Raw genomic sequence first — 19,206 nt, forward strand, 5'->3', positions numbered from 1 at the left:
CATTCAAAATTAAAGGGTTACCTAAACTATTTTTACAATAGACAGAGATTGCATTCGAGTTTAGGATATAAATCACCTGCTGAGTTTGAATCGGCAGTTATTTGAAACGTGGAAGGTGTCCATTTTATCGGGTGAAGATCATAAAAACAGTTGGCCATCGCTTCGCGATTATAGCCAACCATTTTTATCCGCTTAACGAGGAAGCAATAACCGAGACACCCATTTTTAAAGTTAGCTAAATCACAGCTTTGTTCTAAGCTTTAGGTTATTCAAACAACCAAGGATGGTGTGTTATGCCTCAGTCCCGTAAAAGCCAAATTAGTCTTGTCGATACCCCTTATTATCATTGTATTTCTCGCTGTGTTCGTCGCTCTTTTTTGTGCGGTGAAGACAAGGTTACAGGCCAAAACTATGAACATAGACGTGGCTGGGTGGAAGATAGACTCTTATTCTTAGCCTCCGTTTTTTCTATAGACATAGCAGCTTATGCGGTGATGAGTAACCACACTCATGTGGTTTTGTATGTGGATAAACCCCAAGCTGAAGGTTGGACGCAAGAAGAGGTCTTAACAAGGTGGTGCAAGCTGCATAAAGGCACGTTAATTACACAAAAACATATGAGAGGCGAGGACTTAACGAACAGTGAGCGTATAGCCTTTGATGAAACGATTCATGTATACCGCCAGCGTTTATATGACATAAGTTGGCTGATGCGAAACCTGAATGAACATATAGCCCGTGAGGCAAACAAGGAAGACGGTTGCACGGGTAGATTCTGGGAAGGGCGTTTTAAGTCCCAAGCCTTGCTGGATGAAAGTGCCGTGTTAGCCTGCATGGCCTATGTTGATTTAAATCCCATTCGAGCGAAAATGGATACGAGGCCCGAAACCTCCAAACACACCAGTATCCAATATCGCATTCAGTCCTTAATCAAAGGTGAGCAACCTAAAAAGCTCATGCCGTTTGTGGGTAATCACAGGCAAGACATGCCCAAAGGCATTGCGTATAACGTAATAGATTATTGTGAATTAGTCGATTGTACAGGTAGATGTCTTCGCGAAGACAAAGCGGGCCATATTTCAAACCAACACAGCCCTATTTTAGAACGACTAGGATTAAACGATGAACAATGGTTAACCCTTACCACTGAGTTCGAACAGCACTTTTCAACCGCAGTAGGCAGCGAACATATGCTGCAACAATTTAAACACCATACAGAGCATCGACGAATAAGAGGTATGGCAAAGTCTAGAGTGTTATTACAACACGGCTAATACAACATAAACTCTTTTCCTCTTTTCCAGTTCATTGGCTAAGTTATGCTGCCCGAAGTTTACCTAATGTCACCAATTTAAGTAAATTTAAACCATACCCGCCAAATTATTCTCAAACCCAAATGTAGAAAACCACGACAGAGCTTACTCAAACCATTTTATGCTTGTTGATTGGAGAGTATTTAAGTAGCTTATTATTTTGGGTGTCTATGTAAATTATACCCGCCAAATTATTCTCAAACCCAAATGTAGAAAATCATCAAAGAACTTATTCAAATCACTTTATGCTTGTTGATTGGAAAGTATTTAAGTAGGTTATTAATTTGGGTGTCTATGTAAGCTATGTAAGCTTATGCAATTCAGACAGGTGACTTTATCAACGATTATGCGGCCATAAGGGGGCGTGAGCAGCAATTGCTAGACTTTTTTGGTGGTATCAACTCCCCTCATGTTGCTAATAGGGTAAATGGAGTGAGTAGGGGTAATACTGCTGGGATTTACTACTATCAGAAAAGAGTCCAATGGTTTGGCCAAATTTCTCCATTTAGACCATTATAGAGATAAGAAATACATTATGAATAGTCAAAATATTGAAGAATTGTATCTACAATCGAAAATAATTGTGGAGCATTTTCATCAATTTAATGTTCAACGCTTTGAATCTGGGAAGTCAAAAGTATTGAGTGATTCGGCAATGGAATTTAAATCTATTATTGAAGAAACTTATGGGAATAAGGACTTTAGAGGTATTAAGCACTTGAGAAAGGATCTGAATCAAATGATTAGTTCATTGCCGAAGGATTCTAAAAATGAACTTAAGAAAAAATTAGACTTGCTCCAACAAGGAGAACTTTCGGGGTCAGATTGAACCTGCTACAGTTTAACGGACACCTAAACTATCGGGGTCAGATGAACATCATAGAATAAACAAGACACCCATTTTTAAAGTTAGCTAAACCACAGCTTTGTTCTAAGCTTTAGGTTATTCAAACCACCTAGGATGGTGTGTTATGACTCAGTCACGAAAACGCTAAATTATTCTCAAACCCAACTTTAGACAACCTCGAAAGAGCTTATCCCAATCATTTTATGCTTGTTGATTGGAAAGTATTTAAGTAGGTTATTATTTTGAGTGTCTATGTAAGTTCTTGCGTTAATGTCTATTTTTTAAAATCTATCAAACTTTCTATTATTCACTAATTTGAAATTTTAATAGCCAATCATCAATCCACTATTATAGAAGACTAAAACAAACTACAGGATTTCATGGTATGACATTGCGTCAGGCTATTACTTTATTCACAGTTGCATCAACTACTTTAATCCCGAGACTTTCAAAGAAAACGCCTCGAAAGATGAAGTGAAGATGATAGAAATTAAACTGTCGCAAGGTGCCAAACTAGGCAATGTTGGAATTTTACCTGCAGCTAAATTAAGAAAAGCAATTGCTACTATTCGCCATGTCCCCATGGGAGCAGATGTTGTTTCACCACTTGCACACAGTGCTTTTTCAACTCCAACTGAATTATTGGGTTTTGTTAAACAGTTAAGAGAATTATCTGGTGGTACACCTATCGGGTTTAAATTTTGTGTAGTTCGCCATGATGAGTGAGAAAACAAACACCTCATGCCATTTTATGTAAATCAGCAGGATAATCTATGTTGTTTGCAAGCGTTTTGATTTGTATTTGTTTTTTGGGTTATTTAGCTCAATCAACGGGTTTGTGCATGGTAAGGGGTGTAAATGAATGGAAAGCGGGTAACAAAGAGTTTTTATTAGCCATTTTATTCAGTGGAATTTTGATTTGGGTGGCCGCCTTATTTTCACATTTAGCAGAGTTTCCCGTTCATTTTAGAACTTACCCCATAAGTATTTGGTTGATCTTTGGTGGGTTTATATTTGGGTTAGGCACAGCCTTTAATGGAAGCTGCGGTGTTTCAACATTAAGTAGGCTAACTCGTGGTGATTCTAAGATGACAGCCACTATTTTAGGTTGGCTAGTGGGTTGGACCTTACTTGCCTATTGCTCCGTTAACCTAAATTTAGTGAGAAGTTCGTCCCCAATCCATATAAATTACTTGTTACTCATCATTGGCTCTTTAGTCATCACAATTTGGGCCCTCTGGGGAGACAAAGAAAGAAAAAAACTGTGGTTTGGAATGATGGGAATCGGACTTCTCTCAGGGTTTATTTATCTATATCAGCCTAAATGGCCACCCAGTGCTTTATTCAATCATCTAAGCAGTGCTTTGATTAACCAACCAAATAATTGGCCTTTGTTAGAACAATATATTTATTTCGTTTCATTACTTATAGGTATGTTTTTGGCTGCATGGCGGTCAAAAAGATTTCTATTTGTACCTGCAAATATAAAACATTGGGTTGCACACTTATTGGCAGGCATTCTTATGGGAACAGGAGCCTCATTGGCAATGGGAGGTAACAGCGTTCAGCTACTATTAGCACTTCCCATACTTTCTCCTGCTGGTTTTGGAGCCATAGCGGGCATGTTGTTGGGAATTTGGTCTGGGCTTTACGCTCGACAATATTTTAAAGCTATTTTTCATTAAGTTAAAAATAAACTAACTAATTTAGGGGGATACACTATGCGTCAAAAAGTAGAGTTTATTAGCGGTAGTCACACGCTCAGCGGACTGTTAGAAACACCAGAATCCAACGTAAAGTTCTACGCGTTGTTTGCCCATTGTTTTACCTGCGGTAAAGACGTAGCAGCTGCATCCCGTATAAGTAGAGCATTAACAGCGAGGGGTATTGCCGTTTTACGTTTTGATTTTACCGGTTTAGGGAATAGCGATGGTGATTTTTCCAACACTAATTTTTCATCAAATATCCAAGATTTAATTGCCGCTGCCAATTTCTTGCGTACAGAACATAGTGCCCCAAAATTGCTTATAGGCCATAGTTTGGGTGGTGCAGCAGTGCTAGGTGTAGCTCAAAAAGTAGCTGAATCTGTAGCAGTCGTAACTATCGGCTCACCTTCAGACGCCGCACATGTGGCCCATAACTTCGCGGCGGAAATTGACGATATCGAATCCAATGGTGAAGCTGAAGTAAACCTCGCTGGACGTAAGTTTAAGATAAAAAAACAGTTCTTAGATGATATCAACAGCTACGATACCAGGCATATCAGTAAACTCAAAAAAGCACTGTTAGTGATGCATTCACCAGTCGATACAATTGTTAAAATTACTGAAGCTGAAAAAATTTACCAAACTGCGTTACACCCCAAAAGCTTTGTAAGCTTAGACAACGCAGATCATTTATTAACAGATAAAAATGACTCTGAATATGCTGCAACTGTCATCGCCGCATGGGCAAGTAGATATGTACCAAGTGAAGCGGCAACCTATCACAGCACGGTTGCTCAAGGGCATGTTTTAGTAGAAGAAAAAGACCATAAGTTCTCTCAGCATGTGAGTACCACAAGTCATTACTGGTTGGCAGATGAGCCCGTCAAAGTTGGCGGCAAAAATACCGGGCCAGACCCTTACGACCATGTACTTGCTGGCTTGGGTGCATGTACCTCTATGACATTGAGAATGTACGCTGAGCGTAAAAAATTACCAATAGAACACATTAAGGTTGAGTTGACCCACACTCGTGATTACAAAGATGATTGCGACAATTGTGAACAACAAAACGGTATGGAAGCAATAGTACGTAACATCAGTTATGTGGGTAATTTGGATCAGCAACAGCAGCAACGCTTTTTGGAAATTGCCGATAAATGCCCAGTTCACAAAACTTTACACAACAATGTAGCTGTAGTGAGCAAACTAGTGGGGTAGACGTCATTAACCTGTCTATTTTTAAGCAGTGTAGTGAAGTCTTGTCTGTCATATTATGACAGCTTGTTGTGGTTGAATTAGCTGGACACTTCAATAAAGGAATATAATCAATGGGGTCAGAGACGTTGATTTTCTGATTTAGCCCTCTCTGCTGGTTTTATTCCAATCCTTTAGACATTCAAACAACCAAGGATGATGCGTTATGCCTCAGTCTCGAAAAAGCTAAATTATTATTCACCCCATATACAGAAACTCACCAAAGAGTTATCCCAATCACTTTATGCTTGTTGATTGGAAAGTATTTAAGTAAATTATTATTTGGGGTGTCTATGTAAGTTGCCGTTAGGTTTAGCTGCATCTAGTAAATAGGTATAAGGTGGTGTTGAGTTTATCCTACTCGGAAGTATCAGACTGAATGAAAAAGTTACAAATTCTGGCTATATCGGGAAGCCTTCGCAAGGCGTCATATAATTCTGCAGCAATAAACGCGCTAAAGATCTTAGCGCCCAGTGATGTCGAAATAGTTATTGGGGAAATTGGAGACTTACCTTTATTTAACCCTGATCGTGAAAGTGAGCATATTCCACCTTTATTAAAACTTAAGAACGCTCTAGATAAATCTTCTGGGTTAATTTTAGCTACGCCTGAATACGCCCATGGCATTAGCGGCCCCCTAAAAAATGCTCTGGATTGGCTTGTCAGTGGGAAAGAGTTTCCTTATAAGCCGATAATGCTAATAAATACGTCACCACGTGCATCTCATGCGCAGGCATCCCTAAAAGAAGTCCTGATAACCATGTCGGGTAACTTAATTGAAAATGCTCATGTTTCTGTTCCGTTGCTGAGCAGTAAACTAGATTCGGACGGCATTATTAAAAGCGAAAAAATCGCCAATATATTGAGTATAGGCCTGAGTGAATTTTGCAGTGAAATTAAAGCTCAAAAACTTAACTCAACAAGCAATTAAAAGCAGCCGGTGTTGGCACTTTAGGAGCTAGATGTTAAGCAAAATCATATGCAATAATGTCAAAACATGAAAAATCGGCACTTGTTAATCAGCTCAATCGGACACACTTTGTTTATCACTTGAATGCATACTAGGGAGCGCCTTGTGTAATTATAACCCTATCTTTTAGCTCAAAACTGAGTGTTATAGATGGTATTCATTATTAGGAATTGATTATGATGATTAGAGATGCGACGTTAGAAGACTCCCCACACCTTGCCAATATTTATAATTTTTATGTGAAAAATAGCTGCGCTACCTTTGAAGAAACGCCAGTTTCAAGCGAAGACATGTCTACTAGGTTGACAAAGGTATCGGATGCGAATTTACCATGGATAGTTGCCGTTAAAAACGGCGCTGTGATTGGGTATGCGTATGCAACAAAATGGAAAGAAAGAACTGCTTACCGGTTTTCGGTAGAGTCAACTATTTACCTCGATAATGACGCTCAAGGAGAAGGAGTGGGCACTCGTTTATACGAGATGCTTTTGAGTAGGCTTAAATCCCTAGATATTAACAATGTAATCGGTGGTATAACGTTACCTAATCCAGCTAGCATTGCCTTACACGAAAAACTGGGTATGAAAAAAGTCGCACACTTCTCTAATGTCGGCTTCAAATTTGATAAATGGTTAGATGTAGGGTATTGGCAATTAAGCCTACGTACTGAAGCTATTACAGAATAGTTGTTTTAAATTTGGCTGATAGTCACAAACAATAGGAGCAAATATTTGGCATACGATGATAAATATCGGTTGAGTAGCCATGGGGTCATTTTGAATGAAATGGGACAGGTGCTATTACTTAAGGCTAATTATGGTAATCGCGCTTGGGGGCTTCCTGGGGGAGCCTTAGATGCTGGTGAAACCATTCACGATGCACTTGTCCGTGAATGCGCTGAGGAGCTGGGCTGTGAAATCGAAATCGAGTATTTGAGCGGTGTGTATTATCACTCGCAGCATGGTTCACAGGCATTTATTTTTAGGTGCAATATAAAAGATAAGGCCAGTATTACCCTGAGTGAAGAGCATTTGGAGTATCATTATTTTAATGTTGATGAGCTGTCAGATATTCAAAAACAAAGAGTTCAGGAGTGTTTGTCTTTTGATAGATACGTGCAAAGCGCTCGTTTTTAAACCTTTAAAAGGCATCTAAGCTGTTTGTGGCTACATGATTATAGAAGCGCCAGCTATACCAATAAAATATCTTGGTTTAGCCGGCGTTTTGCCTAATTTAGACTACCTAGAAAGGTTAAAATTTACCTGATAGAGATAAAGTGGCATTTAATGGTGCACCTACTGTTACTTGATGGGTGGCATGGGCATTAGGGTAGTATTGTGTATCCCCTAAATTTTCAATATTAAGCAAAACTCGCATCTCTGGAGATACTTGATAATACACAGCTGCATCAACGCGGGTGTAGCTGGGTAATACTGCTGTATTGCCATTATCGATATAACTTTCATCTTGGTAGGTTGCTCCAATTGCAACACCTAAAAGTTCAGTGATTTGGATTTTATTCCATACAGAAAAGGTATGAGCTGGTACTTCCCGTGGGGTAAGGTCAGTACTGCCATTCGTTCCATCTAAGTAGCTATAGTTTGTATTCAACGCCCAGCTTTCTGTTAACTGAGTCGTTAACTGTAACTCAACTCCTGAAATCTCTGATTCTGTAACGTCAAAGCGCTCAGCGTCAGTATCTGAAACCGAAAGTGATGTTTGTTCGCTTTCAAATATTGCGGCGGTTAGGCTCATTCCTGATTCTAAATCCCATTTCATTCCTAGTTCGCTATTCTTGTAAGTATCGGGATCTAACTGATTGTTGTCACCGTTGATATTGGCAAATTGCTCACCGCTTCGAGGCAAGAAGGATTCGCTGTAGCTTGCGTAAAATGAAACGTTTTCTTGTGGCTTATATATTGCGCCAAAACGAGGTGATACTTCACTGTCTTTTCTGGTGCGGCGTTCTAATGAATCAGGATCGGCGTTAAATACGTCTATATCAAAACTGTCAAAACGAGCACCAATTACAAGGTCAAAATGCTCAGACAGAGCAATTTCATCTTGAATATAGGCTGAATAAACATCTAAGGTTACGCGAGTGTCGTCATTTAAGTCGGTAAAGGCTGCCGTTGTTAGTTCACCTTCGGCATTTACCCCTTTAAAACCTGAAAAGTCGATTGGACGTTGAACTGTGAATTGTTCTGTGTCGTCGTCAGAAGTAGAAAATACTGGGTTGAAACGGTTTTGATCAGATGATGTGTGGATCCACTCTGCACCAAACATTAACGTGTGAGCAATATTACCAGTGACAAATTCGTTCACTAAATTACTCGTTACAATAACGTTGTCGCGTACTGTGTTATCGATGTAACCATCTAGGGTGACTAAGGCATTTTCTTGGTCATAGTCAGCGGCATAAAAGTTCGAGTACACCTTGTCATAGTTTCCATAGAAAACACTAAAATTACCTTTTAAGTTATCGCTAAACTGATGTTGTACTGCAGTACGAAAAATATGAGCTTCAGTTTCTAGATAATTGTTATCTTTGTCACCAAATACAATGTTTTCTAGGGCTTCATTAGGTTTGCCATTGGTGCCTGTTGGAATACCACGATCTATAAATCTTTGGTGATCAACATATTCATAAGATACGTCTATTGAAGTATCTTCACTAAGTACAGCGTGGAGTGTGGGGTTAATACCAATACGCTCACCGTCGTAAAAGTCTCTATGGTTATCTAGTTGTTCGTACATAGCGTTAACACGGAAGGCGACGTCTTCTGATAATGAAGTGTTACTATCGATCGCGCCACGATAACCACCAAAGGTGTTTAATGATGCGGTATAAGACGCAAAGTCGCTGCTTGTTGTTGCTTTTTTAGTTACACGGTTAAGTACACCGCCAGTACCGCCACGTCCAAATAGTAATGCATTTGGGCCACGTAAAATTTCGACTTGATCAATATTGTAAAGCGCTCTGTAATATTGAACGTCATCTCTTGTGCCGTCTAAATAGAAATCTGCAGTAGAACGCACACCTCGAAAGACCACAGCATCACGGTGACCTTCTCCCTGAGACGTGTTAACGCCTGGAGTATAATCAATGAGTTGCCCAACACTTACAATGTTACGTTGAAGAATTTCTTCAGCACCGAAAATAGATAAACTTTGTGGTACATCGAGAATAGGAGTCGGAGTTTTTATTGAGTTTGATTGATTACTAGACAGGTAATTACCTGTCACTTCAATGGTTTCGATTTCGTCATTGGCATTAGCATGCTGAGTAAATGATAGGGTAACTATTGCAGCTATGGTGGTCATTCTCAGGTTCATTTTGTGTGTCTCCAAAATAGTATTTAATGGTGTAAATGCCTTAAACTTCACAGCACATAATTCCCTGTATGAATGTTTTTATATTAAGTTAAAAGGTAAAGTCGACAGGATGTTAATATTAACGATAATGATTATCAATGAAGAAAAATGGATTGCTTAGATTTTACTTTTATATGGAAGTTACTGCTTAACGACAGTCTTGTAGCACTCATGACTGCAGTTAGTTTTTAAAACTAGCTGCAGTCATGGACCACTCCAAAAGTGGCGACTTTGAGAAGGTTAGGTGTTGTTTACTTCTTTATAAGCCCATTCAAGCCAAGGTAGCAAGGCGACTAAATTACTGTTTTCGATCGTGGCTCCACACCAAATGCGCAAGCCAGCCGGAGCGTCACGATAAGCGCCTATGTCATAAGCAACGGCGTTATCATCAAGTAGTTTGATAACCGATTTAACTTGTTCGGGGGATAAATCAAGGGTTAAGCATACGCTGGTGTTTGAGCGAACAGTTTTGTCTTTGGCTAAAAACTCAATCCATTCATGTTTAGCAACAAAGTCTTCAATTGTGGATAGATTGTTGTTGGCTCGTGCAATGGTTTCGTTAACACCGCCAATAGATTCAACCCAATTTAATGCGTCTAGATAATCTACCACGCATAGCATAGAAGGCGTATTAATTGTGGCCCCTGTGAACAGGCTTTCAAGCAATTTACCGCCTTTGGTCATGCGGAATATTTTAGGCAGTGGCCAACTTGGGGCGTAGCTTTCAAGCCTGGCGACGGCCTTAGGGCTAAGAATTAGCATGCCGTGGCCGCCTTCGCCACCTAAGACTTTCTGCCAGCTGTAGGTGATTACGTCTAGTTTTTGCCATTGTATGTCTTGGGCAAATACGGCTGAGGTTGCATCGCAAAAGGTTAGGCCTTCGCGGTTTGCATCTATCCAATCAGCATTAGGTACGCGGGCACCTGATGTGGTGCCGTTCCATGTGAATACCACATCATGATCACAGTTTACCTTTGAAAAGTCTGGTAATTGACCATAATCAGCACTGTGAATATTGACATCTTTCAGTTGTAATTGCTTAGTTATGTCTGTAGCCCAACCTTGGCCAAATGATTCCCAATAAAGTACGTCAACGGGGCGCTCGCCTAGCATTGACCACATAGCCATTTCCATGGCACCTGTATCAGAGGCAGGGACCACTGCCACGCGATAACCTTCTGGTAGCTCTAATATTCTAGCGGTATCTAAGCAGGCACTTTTAAGGGCTTTTTTTCCTATCGGTGCGCGGTGTGATCGACCTAATACCGTTAAATCTAAGGAGCCAACATCATAACCAGGACGCTTAGCACATGGGCCAGAAGAAAAGTTAGGGTTAGCGGGTTTTTGGCTAGGGAGCATGAGTTTTCCAAGGTTTAGAGCAGTCATAATTAGATGTGTAGAATACAAGTGATTGCTTGGCTCTGCTAGTGTCCAATCGCTATGAAGTATGCCAATACAGCCTTACCAAGGTATTGTTAAGGCTGTGATTGTGGGCTGAGTACCTAAAACGCCAGTTGGTATCCAAGAGTGAGCATGTTATCCATTTCCATTTGTACGCCATTTACGTCTTGGGTGATGGGGATTTGATATTCAAAAGCAACTCTATGCTTGTTTGCAATCACAGAGTTTACGCCAACTGCAGCCAAAAACGTGGTACCACCGTAGTTAGCTGGGTTTGCTGTGGTAACTGGAGCGGTGAGGTTTTCGTCTTCGCCAACAATTTCTTGGCTTTTGATATAGGTTAGCCGTGTGGTTGCGCTAATTTCATCTGAAAAACCATAATTAGCCCATGCAGTGATTTGCAGGGATTTTCCGGTTTCGTAGTCTTCATCATTTTCTGAAAATGCTAGGTTATATAAACCTTGTGCGCCCCAGCTTATGTTTTCGTCATTACCATTGTAGGTTAAACCAAACTCTCCTCTATGGCTGCCACCACCTAATTGCATACTGTAGGGTAAACGGAGGTTACTGGTCATGTTCATGGGGGTAAGCACATCATCGACTTCTTCAATTGAGCCTGTTGGTAACACCCAACCAAGGTTCACATGAAACTTGTGTTCTGGTGTGTCTATTAAGCTGTATAACATGCTTAACTTGGTGTCGCCTAAGCCAGAGCTTGCAGTGTTAAAGTTACTTAATACTGTCGTGCCAGATGAGCCCGAGTATGTGGTGAGCGTCATATCGTTGTCTATGTAGTTCAGCATGGCCATTAGCGTGATTGAATCTGTAGGAGCATACATAAACCCTAGCATATGCATGTTTTTGGTCATGGTTTGAGGTACCACTCTTACATAGTTCATTGAGCTATTGGGGGCGGTAACTGATGTGACGATTTCGTCATTTGATATGCTGTCGCTTCCTTGCAAATTACCCGACATAGACATTTGCATGAATCGATACGAAAACATGAATTCACCTTTATGGTGTAGGTGATCGCCCATCACGCCTATAGGGGCATGATTAATGGCTTTCGCGGTCACTGGGAGGTCCTCATCAGCTATTGCCTGTAAAGGGGTGGTCATTAATGCAGCGCAAAGTGCGCTAAGTTTTAACATATTAGGTTTAAGCATTACAATTTCTCTAAATTTAAATCAATATTTTGAACGTTATGGATAACGTAAGAATGAAGTTTTTAAACAGGCAGACCTACAGGAGGGCCTCGAGTTAGAGAAAGTTGATGCTTTGCATTGGGGTATAATGCTTCGAAATACCTAATGTTGAAGTTTACATCAATAGGGGTGACTAAGTGGCCAACGTTGTTGATAGCTAAGTCGTGGTAATTTGCATCGCTTAGATATCCATAAACACATCTAATATCTTGCGAGTTATGTGGGGTATTCTCTGGTGGCTCAATATATTCGACTTTACCTGTTAGTTCATATACCGAAAGCGACATCCATTTGTAGCTGGTGCCCGTGCAAATTAGCACGCTATCCTCACCTGCAAAATCTTTAGTATGATTAAGTATAGAAGCAGATACATATAGACTGGCTATAGCGTTAAATAACAAAGCAAATATTACTGTTAAGGTGATATCTAAACGGTGTTTTTTAACGATTTGTATCAAAGAGTAAAGCCTTATTTTGGTGGGTGTAATATTCTACGCACCTCGGCTGGCTGGGTGCAAACCTTTTTGCTACTGATGTCATTTTTTTGCTTAATTCGTTTTTTGTTAAAAAGTATTAAGCTCGGTCGTCTTTTGCTGATTCCATCACCACGTGTGTACTGATTGTGCTAACTTGTGGCAAGGTACCGAGTACATCGGTATGAAAGATTTTGTAGGTTTTCAAACTTTGTGTTTCTACTCGTAATATGTATTCAAACGACCCAGTAACATTGTGGCATTCTTTAACTTCAGTGGCTTTGATAATGGCTTGTTCGAAAGCCGACTGAGAGCTTTTTGTATGCTCTCCTAGTCCAACTGTTACATAAGCGACAAATCCGTGCCCTAGTAACTCTTTATCTAGAATGACGCGGTAGCCTTTGATGACTCCGCTATTTTCTAACTCTTGAACACGCCTTAAACAAGCTGAGGGCGAAAGGCCAATGTTATCGGCAAGTTCAGTGTTAGATATTCGGCCGTTGTTTGAAAGCTCTTGCAATATTCTGTTGTTAAGGTTGTCATTTTTGATCATATGTTGTTTGGCTGCTGCTTTTTGTGAATGTATTTGCACGAAATTTAATAATAACATCGTTTATAATTGCAGTGATTAAAACAACTGAGAATTTAAGACTTTACATGACCTACGAGATTTTGACTGCATTATTACTTTTTACTTTGGCTTCGTCAGTCACCCCAGGGCCAAACAACCTTATGTTAATGACCTCTGGTGCTAATTTTGGTTTTAAGCAGACCTTGCCTCATCTGTTCGGAGTGAATCTAGGGTTTACCTTCATGGTGATATTGGTTGGTTTAGGTTTGACCCAAATATTTGATACTTATCCAATAAGCTACAATATTTTAAAAGTGTTGAGTGTGATTTATCTATTGTATTTGGCATGTAAAATAGCTACATCAGACGTGTCTATGGCAAGTAAACAGAGCAAGTCAAAACCTATGACCTTTATGCAGGCGGTTATTTTCCAGTGGGTTAACCCAAAAGCTTGGACAATGGCATTAACTTCTATCAGTGTTTATGCACCATCTAAAGACTTGCATGCAGTATTGTTTGTGGCGTTAGTCTTTGGTTTAGTGAACTTGCCGAGCATTACTGTATGGACAGTACTAGGAAAAAACATTCGTCACTTTTTAACTAGTGCCAAGCGTTTAAAGACGTTTAATTACCTGATGGCGTGCCTGTTAGTGATGTCTTTGTATCCCATTTTTTTTACTTGAAACGCTGCTAGTTGCTATGTATTTACAGATAAGTATTTCGCAATCATATTCTCTAAGGTGACGTGATTAATAGGTTTGGTCAGGTAGTCATTCATACCTGCGGAGTTTGCTTTGTCGTAGTCTTGTTGCATGGCATTAGCTGACAAGCCGCATATAATTAGGTCTTTGTATCCTAGCTCTCTGATTTTTCTAGTCGCCTCGTAACCATCCATTAATGGCATTTGTATGTCCATAAATATCATGTCGTAGTGGCGCGATTTTAGTACTTCTGATACAGCTTGATTGCCGTCATGGGCAATATCGTAGTGGATACCCATAGACGTTAACATTTCACAGGTTACTGCTAGGTTAATCTCATTATCTTCTACTATTAAAACATGCCCAGAGTATTGAGTGGTTGCTTCGCGTTGCCTCTCTAGCATCTTAGGAAAAGAAACAACTTTCCGATGGCAAAATAGTGTCATCAAAAACTGGCTACATTGTTCTGGTACAAATGGGTGATAAAGAAACTCTACATCCCAAAACTGTTTGATTTGATCCGATAAATTCTTGGAATGAGAGTGAGAAACAAACCCTACGTTGATATAGCGGTTGTGAAGGTAGTCAATTGCCTCGAAAAAAGATTTTAAAGCGCTTTTTTCATCTACGTCTAAAACAACTATGTCTCCCTTTTTTATCTCATCAACCATAGAAGTTAGTTGTGTGATGGGCAAGTGGTGATAATCTATCCCTAGCTTATCTAAATAACTGTGATGTAAAAAGCTCTGCCTACTGATACTAAAATAATACAATTTAGCTTTTTGGTTAGGTGCTTTTGATAAAACCTGCTCTCGATGGGCCGTTGTTTTAAGGGGTAGGGCCACTGTAAATGTACTTCCGACTCCTTTTTCGGAACGAACATTTATATGACCTGACATTAATTCAACTAGCTGCTTTACGATAGACAAACCTAAGCCGGTTCCTCCAAACTCTCTACTTGTTGAGCCATCTGCTTGAGAAAACTTATCAAAGACTCTGTCAACTTGCTTTTGGAGCATGCCAATCCCCGTGTCTTTTACGTCAATAATAACTTTAATATCAGAGTCATTTTTATATGAAAAATCAATATTGATTAAAACGGAACCATGTCGAGTGAACTTAACGGCATTGCTACATAGGTTCAGTAATATTTGAGCAATACGCAGGGGGTCGCCAATTAGGATGTTAGGTAAGTCCGGGTTAATATAAATGCGTATATTTAATTTTTTGTGCTGTGCACTACTTTCTATATTTGCGAGTATATTACTGAACATAGTGTTGGCATTAAACTCTATATTCTCAATATCTAATCTACCCGCTTCAATCTTAGAAAAATCTAAAATACTATCAATTAAGTGAAGTAATATTTGTCCCGAGTAAGAGACTTTTGTCAGCTTATCCATTTGCTCTGCTGAAAGCGAGGAACGCTTGAGCACTTCAATCAGACCTATTATGCCGTTGATTGGGGTACGAATTTCATGGCTCATATTCGCTAAAAACATACTTTTAGATGCGGTTGCATGTTCGGCTTTTCTATTGATTTCGATGAGTTCTTGATTCAGTAACTCTTGTTGCTCATTTAACCGTTGGGATTGTTCTAATAATGCTGTGGTTTGTTTGTTTTTCTTATGAAAAACATTTGCTGCTTGGGCCAACTCACCAATTTCATCTGTGCGCTTTAGACCAGGGATGCTTTCTATACTCTTATCCTTTGCCAGCATTCTAAATATCTTGGTAATGGTGTTAACTGGTAACATTATTTTGTAAATTAAAAACAATGTAGTGACTATAGCCAAAATACTACCTAAAAGAGAAAATACAATTGAGCTTAAACGAGATGTATCGATTGATTTTTTAACACTTCGATTGGTGGCTTTGAGGCTTTCTGTAACTAGATTATTTAAATCTCGAGCAAGCATTAGAAACTCATTTGCTGAGCCTGTCATAACGACGTTGGCGATAAACAAATAGCCTCGGGTAATTTGTGTGAGTCGACTAAACTCAGTTTCAACGTTACTTAACGTTTGCAATGCAGATTGAATTTGATTTACATCTGTATTGATGAGTTTAATATCATTTTTTACAGCTGATATGAGTTGATTAAAGGGCTCTACAATAGATTGATCGGGTGCTAATAAGTATTGTAATAAAAGGGTTTCTGCTTGGGCCAGATGAAATTTAGCAGATTGGTAGTTTCGTTCGTTCATTTGGGTAGATTGGGTTATGAAATTAAACCCTTCAAATGCTGACTCTAGATTATTTAACACCCCTTCTTCATATAATTGATTTCGTTTGGTTCTTCCTACAATGACGCTATTAAAGTTTTCTTGGTAATTATTAAGGTGTGCACGCATGCGTTTAATGTAATCAAGATACGTTTTTCGGTTTTCTTCTTTGGCTGTGAGGTCTGCTATTGAGTTGAGGTTTGCTAAACTCTTAGTCATTAAAATATTGAAATGCTTTATTGAGGTATCGTTGGCTAAATTTTTATATATTAAAACATTACGTTGTAAGTCTATGACGTCTCTTTCTAACTCTCTCACTAAACTCGCTTTAACAGCCATTTTTTGGGTGACATCTAACCCTTTTATAAAAGTGGATTGAATATTTCTAGATAAAAATACTTGAGAGAGCATTAATGTTACTAATATGGTTAATACTAGTAGCATTTGTGATTTTATAGTTCTAAACATTGGGCAAGCTAGCCTCGTTTAGAAAGTAGAACAAGGAAGGGGAGGCTATATTTGATAAAATGGTTCATGGTTCATCCTTAAAACAAGTTTAAAACACTAATACAAAGTTAAATACCCTTCCATTGTTCTTTAGTCTATATAAGCAATTTTTATTTTATTTTGGCTTACTCAGCATAAAACTTATGTTGAAATTTTAACGTTTGTTGTTGAGTTCCGTCAGTAAGATAAATAGTGATGCGGTATTGCTCTAAATCGCTAAAAGAGAGTGGAGCTAAATAATAAATCGCATCACCTTCGGTAACTTGTTTAAACGATAGCTTCTTTACGACCCCAAGTAAATTTTTAGCTTCCCCAGTTAAGATAACAGATTGAGCCGTTTTAGCTTGTCGGTCAAGTACCGAAATATTGATTAGACCGTTATATTTGCTTCGCACTATGCCATATTGCTTAGCTACTTCTGGGGTTAAAAACGTACTGTTCAAAGTAATGTAGTGAACCTCCCAACTACCTAAATCGACCTTTTGCTCAGCTTTAACCAGCGAAGTAAATAAACCTAATGCGCATATTAAAAGTACACGCCCCATAAATAGCTGGTGCTCGTTTTTAGTAGATACCAAACCATTCACCTAACAAGTTTTGTACAAAGAATAAAAAGAGTATTACTACCATAACAGACAGATCTAAGCCGCCTAAATCAGGCATACGTTTACGTATAGGCGCAAGAAGTGGTTCTGTAAGTTGCCCCATAACTAATTCAATTGGATTTCGCCCTTGGCTTACCCAGCTTAATATGGCTCTGAGTATTAACACATAAATAAGCAAGCTGAGTGCTTCTTTGAACACTGTAATTACAGATAAAATGGTTATTTGCAGTGGATTAATTTCAACGCCACCCACCACTAAACGTATGACAACCAACTTAACAGCTGCTACGAGTAGTGCCAGTATTAACGTTGCTGTATCTAGTCTTCCTATTGAAGGTAAGACTCTGCGTAAAGGCCGTATCAATGGGTGGGTGACTTTCACGACAAATTGACTAAATGGGTTATAAAAGTCGGCTCTTGCAAATTGTAGCCATAATCGCAGTAATACTACCATTAGGTACAAGTTAAAAAGTGTATCAATAAGTATTAAAACTGAATTCATTGCGTGTAGTGTTCCTAAATTTATTAAAACTGAATAGACATTTCTTGGGCGCGTTTAACTGCCGCTTGCATTGCTTTGGCAACTAGCTGCTCTAGGCCTTGTTCTTGAAATGCTTCAACGGCTTTGGCAGTGGTGCCTCCCTTAGAGGTTACTTGGGTGCGTAGTTCACTTAATTCAAGGTGAGGGTTGTGACAAACCATTTCGGCGGCACCTAACATAGCTTGTTGCACAAGTAAGCGTGCTGTTTCTTTTGTAAAGCCCGTGGCCATTGCTTCTTTTTCCATTGCTTCTAAAAATAAGAAAAAATAGGCTGGGCTACTTCCCGCAGCTGCAATAACGTTGTCCATCATGGGTTCTTCTTCAACCCAAGCTATTTTTCCCACCTGAGATAGTAAATTACCAGCGAAATCTTTATCAACAGCGAGTATTTTCCTGTCGGCGAATAGGCCTGTCATGCCTAGTGTTAATGCACTAGGAGTGTTTGGCATGGTACGAATAACGGCATAGTCACCGCCTAGCATTTCTTTTAGCCTAGTGGTGGTAATACCCGCTGCAATTGAGATAAATAACTTGCCTGACAAATCTATGTTTTTATCAAACGCGCCGCCAACATGCTCCATTAGTTGTGGTTTTACGGCTAAAACGATGGCCTGTGCAAACTCAACTGCTTGGTTGTTATTTTGGGTTGTTTTTATGCCATATTCAGCTTTAATTATATCTAGTTTGGCCACTGATGGATTACTGGCAATGATTAAATCAGCAGGGTAACCGTTTTTAATGAGTCCACCTATGATGCTTTTAGTCATGTTACCCGCACCGATGAAGGCTATTTTTCTATGTTGCATTAGATTCCTTAGTTTGATTTCGTGTTCCAAATATAGCCGTACCCACTCTTATCATGGTGCTTTCATTTTCAACCGCTACTTGCATATCACCTGACATGCCCATCGAAAGGGTATCTATATCTGGATATATATTTTTTAAGGCTGTAAATAAATCAGCCATTTTTTGAAAACTGTGTTGCTGCTGTGTTGTTGTTTGCTGCCCTTTGGGGATTGTCATTAGCCCACGGAACCGTAGATTTGGCATTTTAACAATGGCTTCAATAAACTCATTGAGTTCATTCGATTTGATGCCTGCCTTATTTGGGTCGTCATCAATATTTATTTGAACACATATGTTTAATTTTTTATGAAGTGGACACTGGTCATTTAAACGTTGTGCTATTTTGATTCGATCAATACTTTGGACCCAATCAAAATGCGTCGCCACTACCCGAGTTTTATTCGACTGCAATGGACCAATAAAGTGCCATTCTATATCAGTTAAATTTTGGAGTGTTTGTATTTTATCAATACCCTCCTGTACATAATTTTCACCGAACAAACGTTGTCCAACTTCATACGCTTGGACAATATCAGATACGGGTTTAGTCTTACTGACGGCTAGTAATTTTACACTATTTGAAGCACGATGGGCCCCTAACGTTGATTGCTTAATCGTGGTTTGTACGCTTTTAAGTCGTTCTGCTATTGTTTCCATACTGCA

At 39.3% G+C, this 19,206-nt stretch carries 20 protein-coding genes; 10 read left to right on the forward strand and 10 right to left on the reverse strand.

Going from position 1 to position 19,206, the window contains the following annotated elements:
• The 9 genes from ABJD71_RS09720 to ABJD71_RS09760 all read left to right on the forward strand — a co-directional run.
• Window positions 1-105, forward strand: a 105-nt coding sequence (locus ABJD71_RS09720; RefSeq protein ID WP_348165344.1) for an IS3 family transposase, incomplete at its 5' end; no start/stop codon positions are given.
• A 188-nt stretch (window positions 106-293) separates the two neighbouring features.
• Window positions 294-1,274: a transposase gene (locus ABJD71_RS09725; protein ID WP_348168122.1), complete on the forward strand. Its 981-nt coding sequence runs from the start codon at window positions 294-296 to the stop codon at window positions 1,272-1,274.
• 574 nt (window positions 1,275-1,848) lie between these two features.
• Window positions 1,849-2,142, forward strand: coding sequence for a hypothetical protein (locus tag ABJD71_RS09730; RefSeq protein ID WP_348168125.1), 294 nt, complete (start codon window positions 1,849-1,851; stop codon window positions 2,140-2,142).
• Window positions 2,143-2,640: 498 nt separating this feature from the next.
• Window positions 2,641-2,886, forward strand: a complete 246-nt coding sequence (locus ABJD71_RS09735; protein ID WP_348168128.1) for a glutamate synthase-related protein — start codon at window positions 2,641-2,643, stop codon at window positions 2,884-2,886.
• Window positions 2,887-2,933: 47 nt separating this feature from the next.
• Window positions 2,934-3,845: a YeeE/YedE thiosulfate transporter family protein gene (locus ABJD71_RS09740; protein ID WP_348168131.1), complete on the forward strand. Its 912-nt coding sequence runs from the start codon at window positions 2,934-2,936 to the stop codon at window positions 3,843-3,845.
• A gap of 36 nt (window positions 3,846-3,881) precedes the next feature.
• Window positions 3,882-5,084: a bifunctional alpha/beta hydrolase/OsmC family protein gene (locus ABJD71_RS09745; RefSeq protein WP_348168134.1), complete on the forward strand. Its 1,203-nt coding sequence runs from the start codon at window positions 3,882-3,884 to the stop codon at window positions 5,082-5,084.
• Window positions 5,085-5,499: 415 nt separating this feature from the next.
• Window positions 5,500-6,051: an NADPH-dependent FMN reductase gene (locus tag ABJD71_RS09750; protein ID WP_348168137.1), complete on the forward strand. Its 552-nt coding sequence runs from the start codon at window positions 5,500-5,502 to the stop codon at window positions 6,049-6,051.
• Window positions 6,052-6,266: 215 nt separating this feature from the next.
• On the forward strand, window positions 6,267-6,776 hold the full coding sequence (locus ABJD71_RS09755) for an arsinothricin resistance N-acetyltransferase ArsN1 family B (RefSeq protein WP_348168140.1): 510 nt from the start codon (window positions 6,267-6,269) through the stop codon (window positions 6,774-6,776).
• A gap of 45 nt (window positions 6,777-6,821) precedes the next feature.
• The gene (locus tag ABJD71_RS09760; protein WP_348168143.1) at window positions 6,822-7,226 is read left to right on the forward strand and encodes an NUDIX domain-containing protein; all 405 of its coding nucleotides are present in this window, start codon (window positions 6,822-6,824) and stop codon (window positions 7,224-7,226) included.
• A gap of 115 nt (window positions 7,227-7,341) precedes the next feature.
• On the opposite strand, the gene ABJD71_RS09765 is transcribed toward ABJD71_RS09760, so the two are convergent.
• The 5 genes from ABJD71_RS09765 to ABJD71_RS09785 all read right to left on the reverse strand — a co-directional run bounded on the left by ABJD71_RS09765 (window position 7,342) and on the right by ABJD71_RS09785 (window position 13,100).
• Entirely contained in the window at window positions 7,342-9,426 is a 2,085-nt protein-coding gene (locus ABJD71_RS09765; protein ID WP_348168146.1) for a TonB-dependent siderophore receptor, read from the reverse strand.
• A gap of 279 nt (window positions 9,427-9,705) precedes the next feature.
• Window positions 9,706-10,824: a phosphoserine transaminase gene (locus ABJD71_RS09770; protein ID WP_348168149.1), complete on the reverse strand. Its 1,119-nt coding sequence runs from the start codon at window positions 10,822-10,824 to the stop codon at window positions 9,706-9,708.
• 143 nt (window positions 10,825-10,967) lie between these two features.
• Entirely contained in the window at window positions 10,968-12,035 is a 1,068-nt protein-coding gene (locus ABJD71_RS09775) for a transporter (RefSeq protein WP_348168152.1), read from the reverse strand.
• Window positions 12,036-12,097: 62 nt separating this feature from the next.
• Window positions 12,098-12,532 carry a hypothetical protein gene (locus tag ABJD71_RS09780; protein ID WP_348168155.1) on the reverse strand — a complete coding sequence of 145 codons (435 nt, stop codon included), beginning with the start codon at window positions 12,530-12,532 and terminating at the stop codon, window positions 12,098-12,100.
• Window positions 12,533-12,647: 115 nt separating this feature from the next.
• Window positions 12,648-13,100 carry an Lrp/AsnC family transcriptional regulator gene (locus tag ABJD71_RS09785; RefSeq protein ID WP_348168230.1) on the reverse strand — a complete coding sequence of 151 codons (453 nt, stop codon included), beginning with the start codon at window positions 13,098-13,100 and terminating at the stop codon, window positions 12,648-12,650.
• Window positions 13,101-13,204: 104 nt separating this feature from the next.
• Between ABJD71_RS09785 and ABJD71_RS09790 the strand changes: the two genes are divergently transcribed.
• Window positions 13,205-13,801, forward strand: coding sequence for a LysE family translocator (locus ABJD71_RS09790; protein WP_348168158.1), 597 nt, complete (start codon window positions 13,205-13,207; stop codon window positions 13,799-13,801).
• Between the two features lie 14 nt (window positions 13,802-13,815).
• Here the strand turns inward: ABJD71_RS09790 and ABJD71_RS09795 are convergent, their stop codons facing one another.
• The 5 genes from ABJD71_RS09795 to ABJD71_RS09815 form a co-directional block, all read right to left on the reverse strand.
• Window positions 13,816-16,512, reverse strand: a complete 2,697-nt coding sequence (locus ABJD71_RS09795; protein WP_348168161.1) for an ATP-binding protein — start codon at window positions 16,510-16,512, stop codon at window positions 13,816-13,818.
• Window positions 16,513-16,676: 164 nt separating this feature from the next.
• Window positions 16,677-17,096 (reverse strand): DUF4426 domain-containing protein, encoded by a 420-nt coding sequence (locus ABJD71_RS09800; RefSeq protein WP_348168234.1) that lies wholly within the window; start codon window positions 17,094-17,096, stop codon window positions 16,677-16,679.
• A gap of 19 nt (window positions 17,097-17,115) precedes the next feature.
• On the reverse strand, window positions 17,116-17,658 hold the full coding sequence (locus ABJD71_RS09805) for a YggT family protein (RefSeq protein ID WP_348168164.1): 543 nt from the start codon (window positions 17,656-17,658) through the stop codon (window positions 17,116-17,118).
• Between the two features lie 23 nt (window positions 17,659-17,681).
• Window positions 17,682-18,503 (reverse strand): pyrroline-5-carboxylate reductase, encoded by an 822-nt coding sequence (proC, locus tag ABJD71_RS09810; RefSeq protein ID WP_348168167.1) that lies wholly within the window; start codon window positions 18,501-18,503, stop codon window positions 17,682-17,684.
• Window positions 18,493-19,200, reverse strand: coding sequence for a YggS family pyridoxal phosphate-dependent enzyme (locus tag ABJD71_RS09815; RefSeq protein ID WP_348168170.1), 708 nt, complete (start codon window positions 19,198-19,200; stop codon window positions 18,493-18,495). Before ABJD71_RS09815 ends, proC begins: the two co-directional genes overlap by 11 nt.
• Window positions 19,201-19,206: the final 6 nt, after the last annotated feature.

The sequence above is a fragment of the Paraglaciecola sp. genome, from assembly GCF_039943935.1.
Classification (GTDB): domain Bacteria; phylum Pseudomonadota; class Gammaproteobacteria; order Enterobacterales; family Alteromonadaceae; genus Paraglaciecola.

Excerpts from the sequence above, each read along its gene's own strand:
- ABJD71_RS09725 (WP_348168122.1), top strand. The coding sequence starts at position 294 with ATGCCTCAGTCCCGTAAAAGCCAAATTAGTCTTGTCGATACCCCTTAT.
- ABJD71_RS09730 (WP_348168125.1), top strand. The coding sequence starts at position 1,849 with ATGAATAGTCAAAATATTGAAGAATTGTATCTACAATCGAAAATAATT.
- ABJD71_RS09735 (WP_348168128.1), top strand. The coding sequence starts at position 2,641 with ATGATAGAAATTAAACTGTCGCAAGGTGCCAAACTAGGCAATGTTGGA.
- ABJD71_RS09740 (WP_348168131.1), top strand. The coding sequence starts at position 2,934 with ATGTTGTTTGCAAGCGTTTTGATTTGTATTTGTTTTTTGGGTTATTTA.
- ABJD71_RS09745 (WP_348168134.1), top strand. The coding sequence starts at position 3,882 with ATGCGTCAAAAAGTAGAGTTTATTAGCGGTAGTCACACGCTCAGCGGA.
- ABJD71_RS09750 (WP_348168137.1), top strand. The coding sequence starts at position 5,500 with ATGAAAAAGTTACAAATTCTGGCTATATCGGGAAGCCTTCGCAAGGCG.
- ABJD71_RS09755 (WP_348168140.1), top strand. The coding sequence starts at position 6,267 with ATGATGATTAGAGATGCGACGTTAGAAGACTCCCCACACCTTGCCAAT.
- ABJD71_RS09765 (WP_348168146.1), bottom strand. The coding sequence starts at position 9,426 with ATGAACCTGAGAATGACCACCATAGCTGCAATAGTTACCCTATCATTT.
- ABJD71_RS09770 (WP_348168149.1), bottom strand. The coding sequence starts at position 10,824 with ATGCTCCCTAGCCAAAAACCCGCTAACCCTAACTTTTCTTCTGGCCCA.
- ABJD71_RS09775 (WP_348168152.1), bottom strand. The coding sequence starts at position 12,035 with ATGCTTAAACCTAATATGTTAAAACTTAGCGCACTTTGCGCTGCATTA.
- ABJD71_RS09785 (WP_348168230.1), bottom strand. The coding sequence starts at position 13,100 with ATGATCAAAAATGACAACCTTAACAACAGAATATTGCAAGAGCTTTCA.
- ABJD71_RS09790 (WP_348168158.1), top strand. The coding sequence starts at position 13,205 with ATGACCTACGAGATTTTGACTGCATTATTACTTTTTACTTTGGCTTCG.
- ABJD71_RS09795 (WP_348168161.1), bottom strand. The coding sequence starts at position 16,512 with ATGTTTAGAACTATAAAATCACAAATGCTACTAGTATTAACCATATTA.
- ABJD71_RS09800 (WP_348168234.1), bottom strand. The coding sequence starts at position 17,096 with ATGGGGCGTGTACTTTTAATATGCGCATTAGGTTTATTTACTTCGCTG.
- ABJD71_RS09805 (WP_348168164.1), bottom strand. The coding sequence starts at position 17,658 with ATGAATTCAGTTTTAATACTTATTGATACACTTTTTAACTTGTACCTA.
- proC (WP_348168167.1), bottom strand. The coding sequence starts at position 18,503 with ATGCAACATAGAAAAATAGCCTTCATCGGTGCGGGTAACATGACTAAA.
- ABJD71_RS09815 (WP_348168170.1), bottom strand. The coding sequence starts at position 19,200 with ATGGAAACAATAGCAGAACGACTTAAAAGCGTACAAACCACGATTAAG.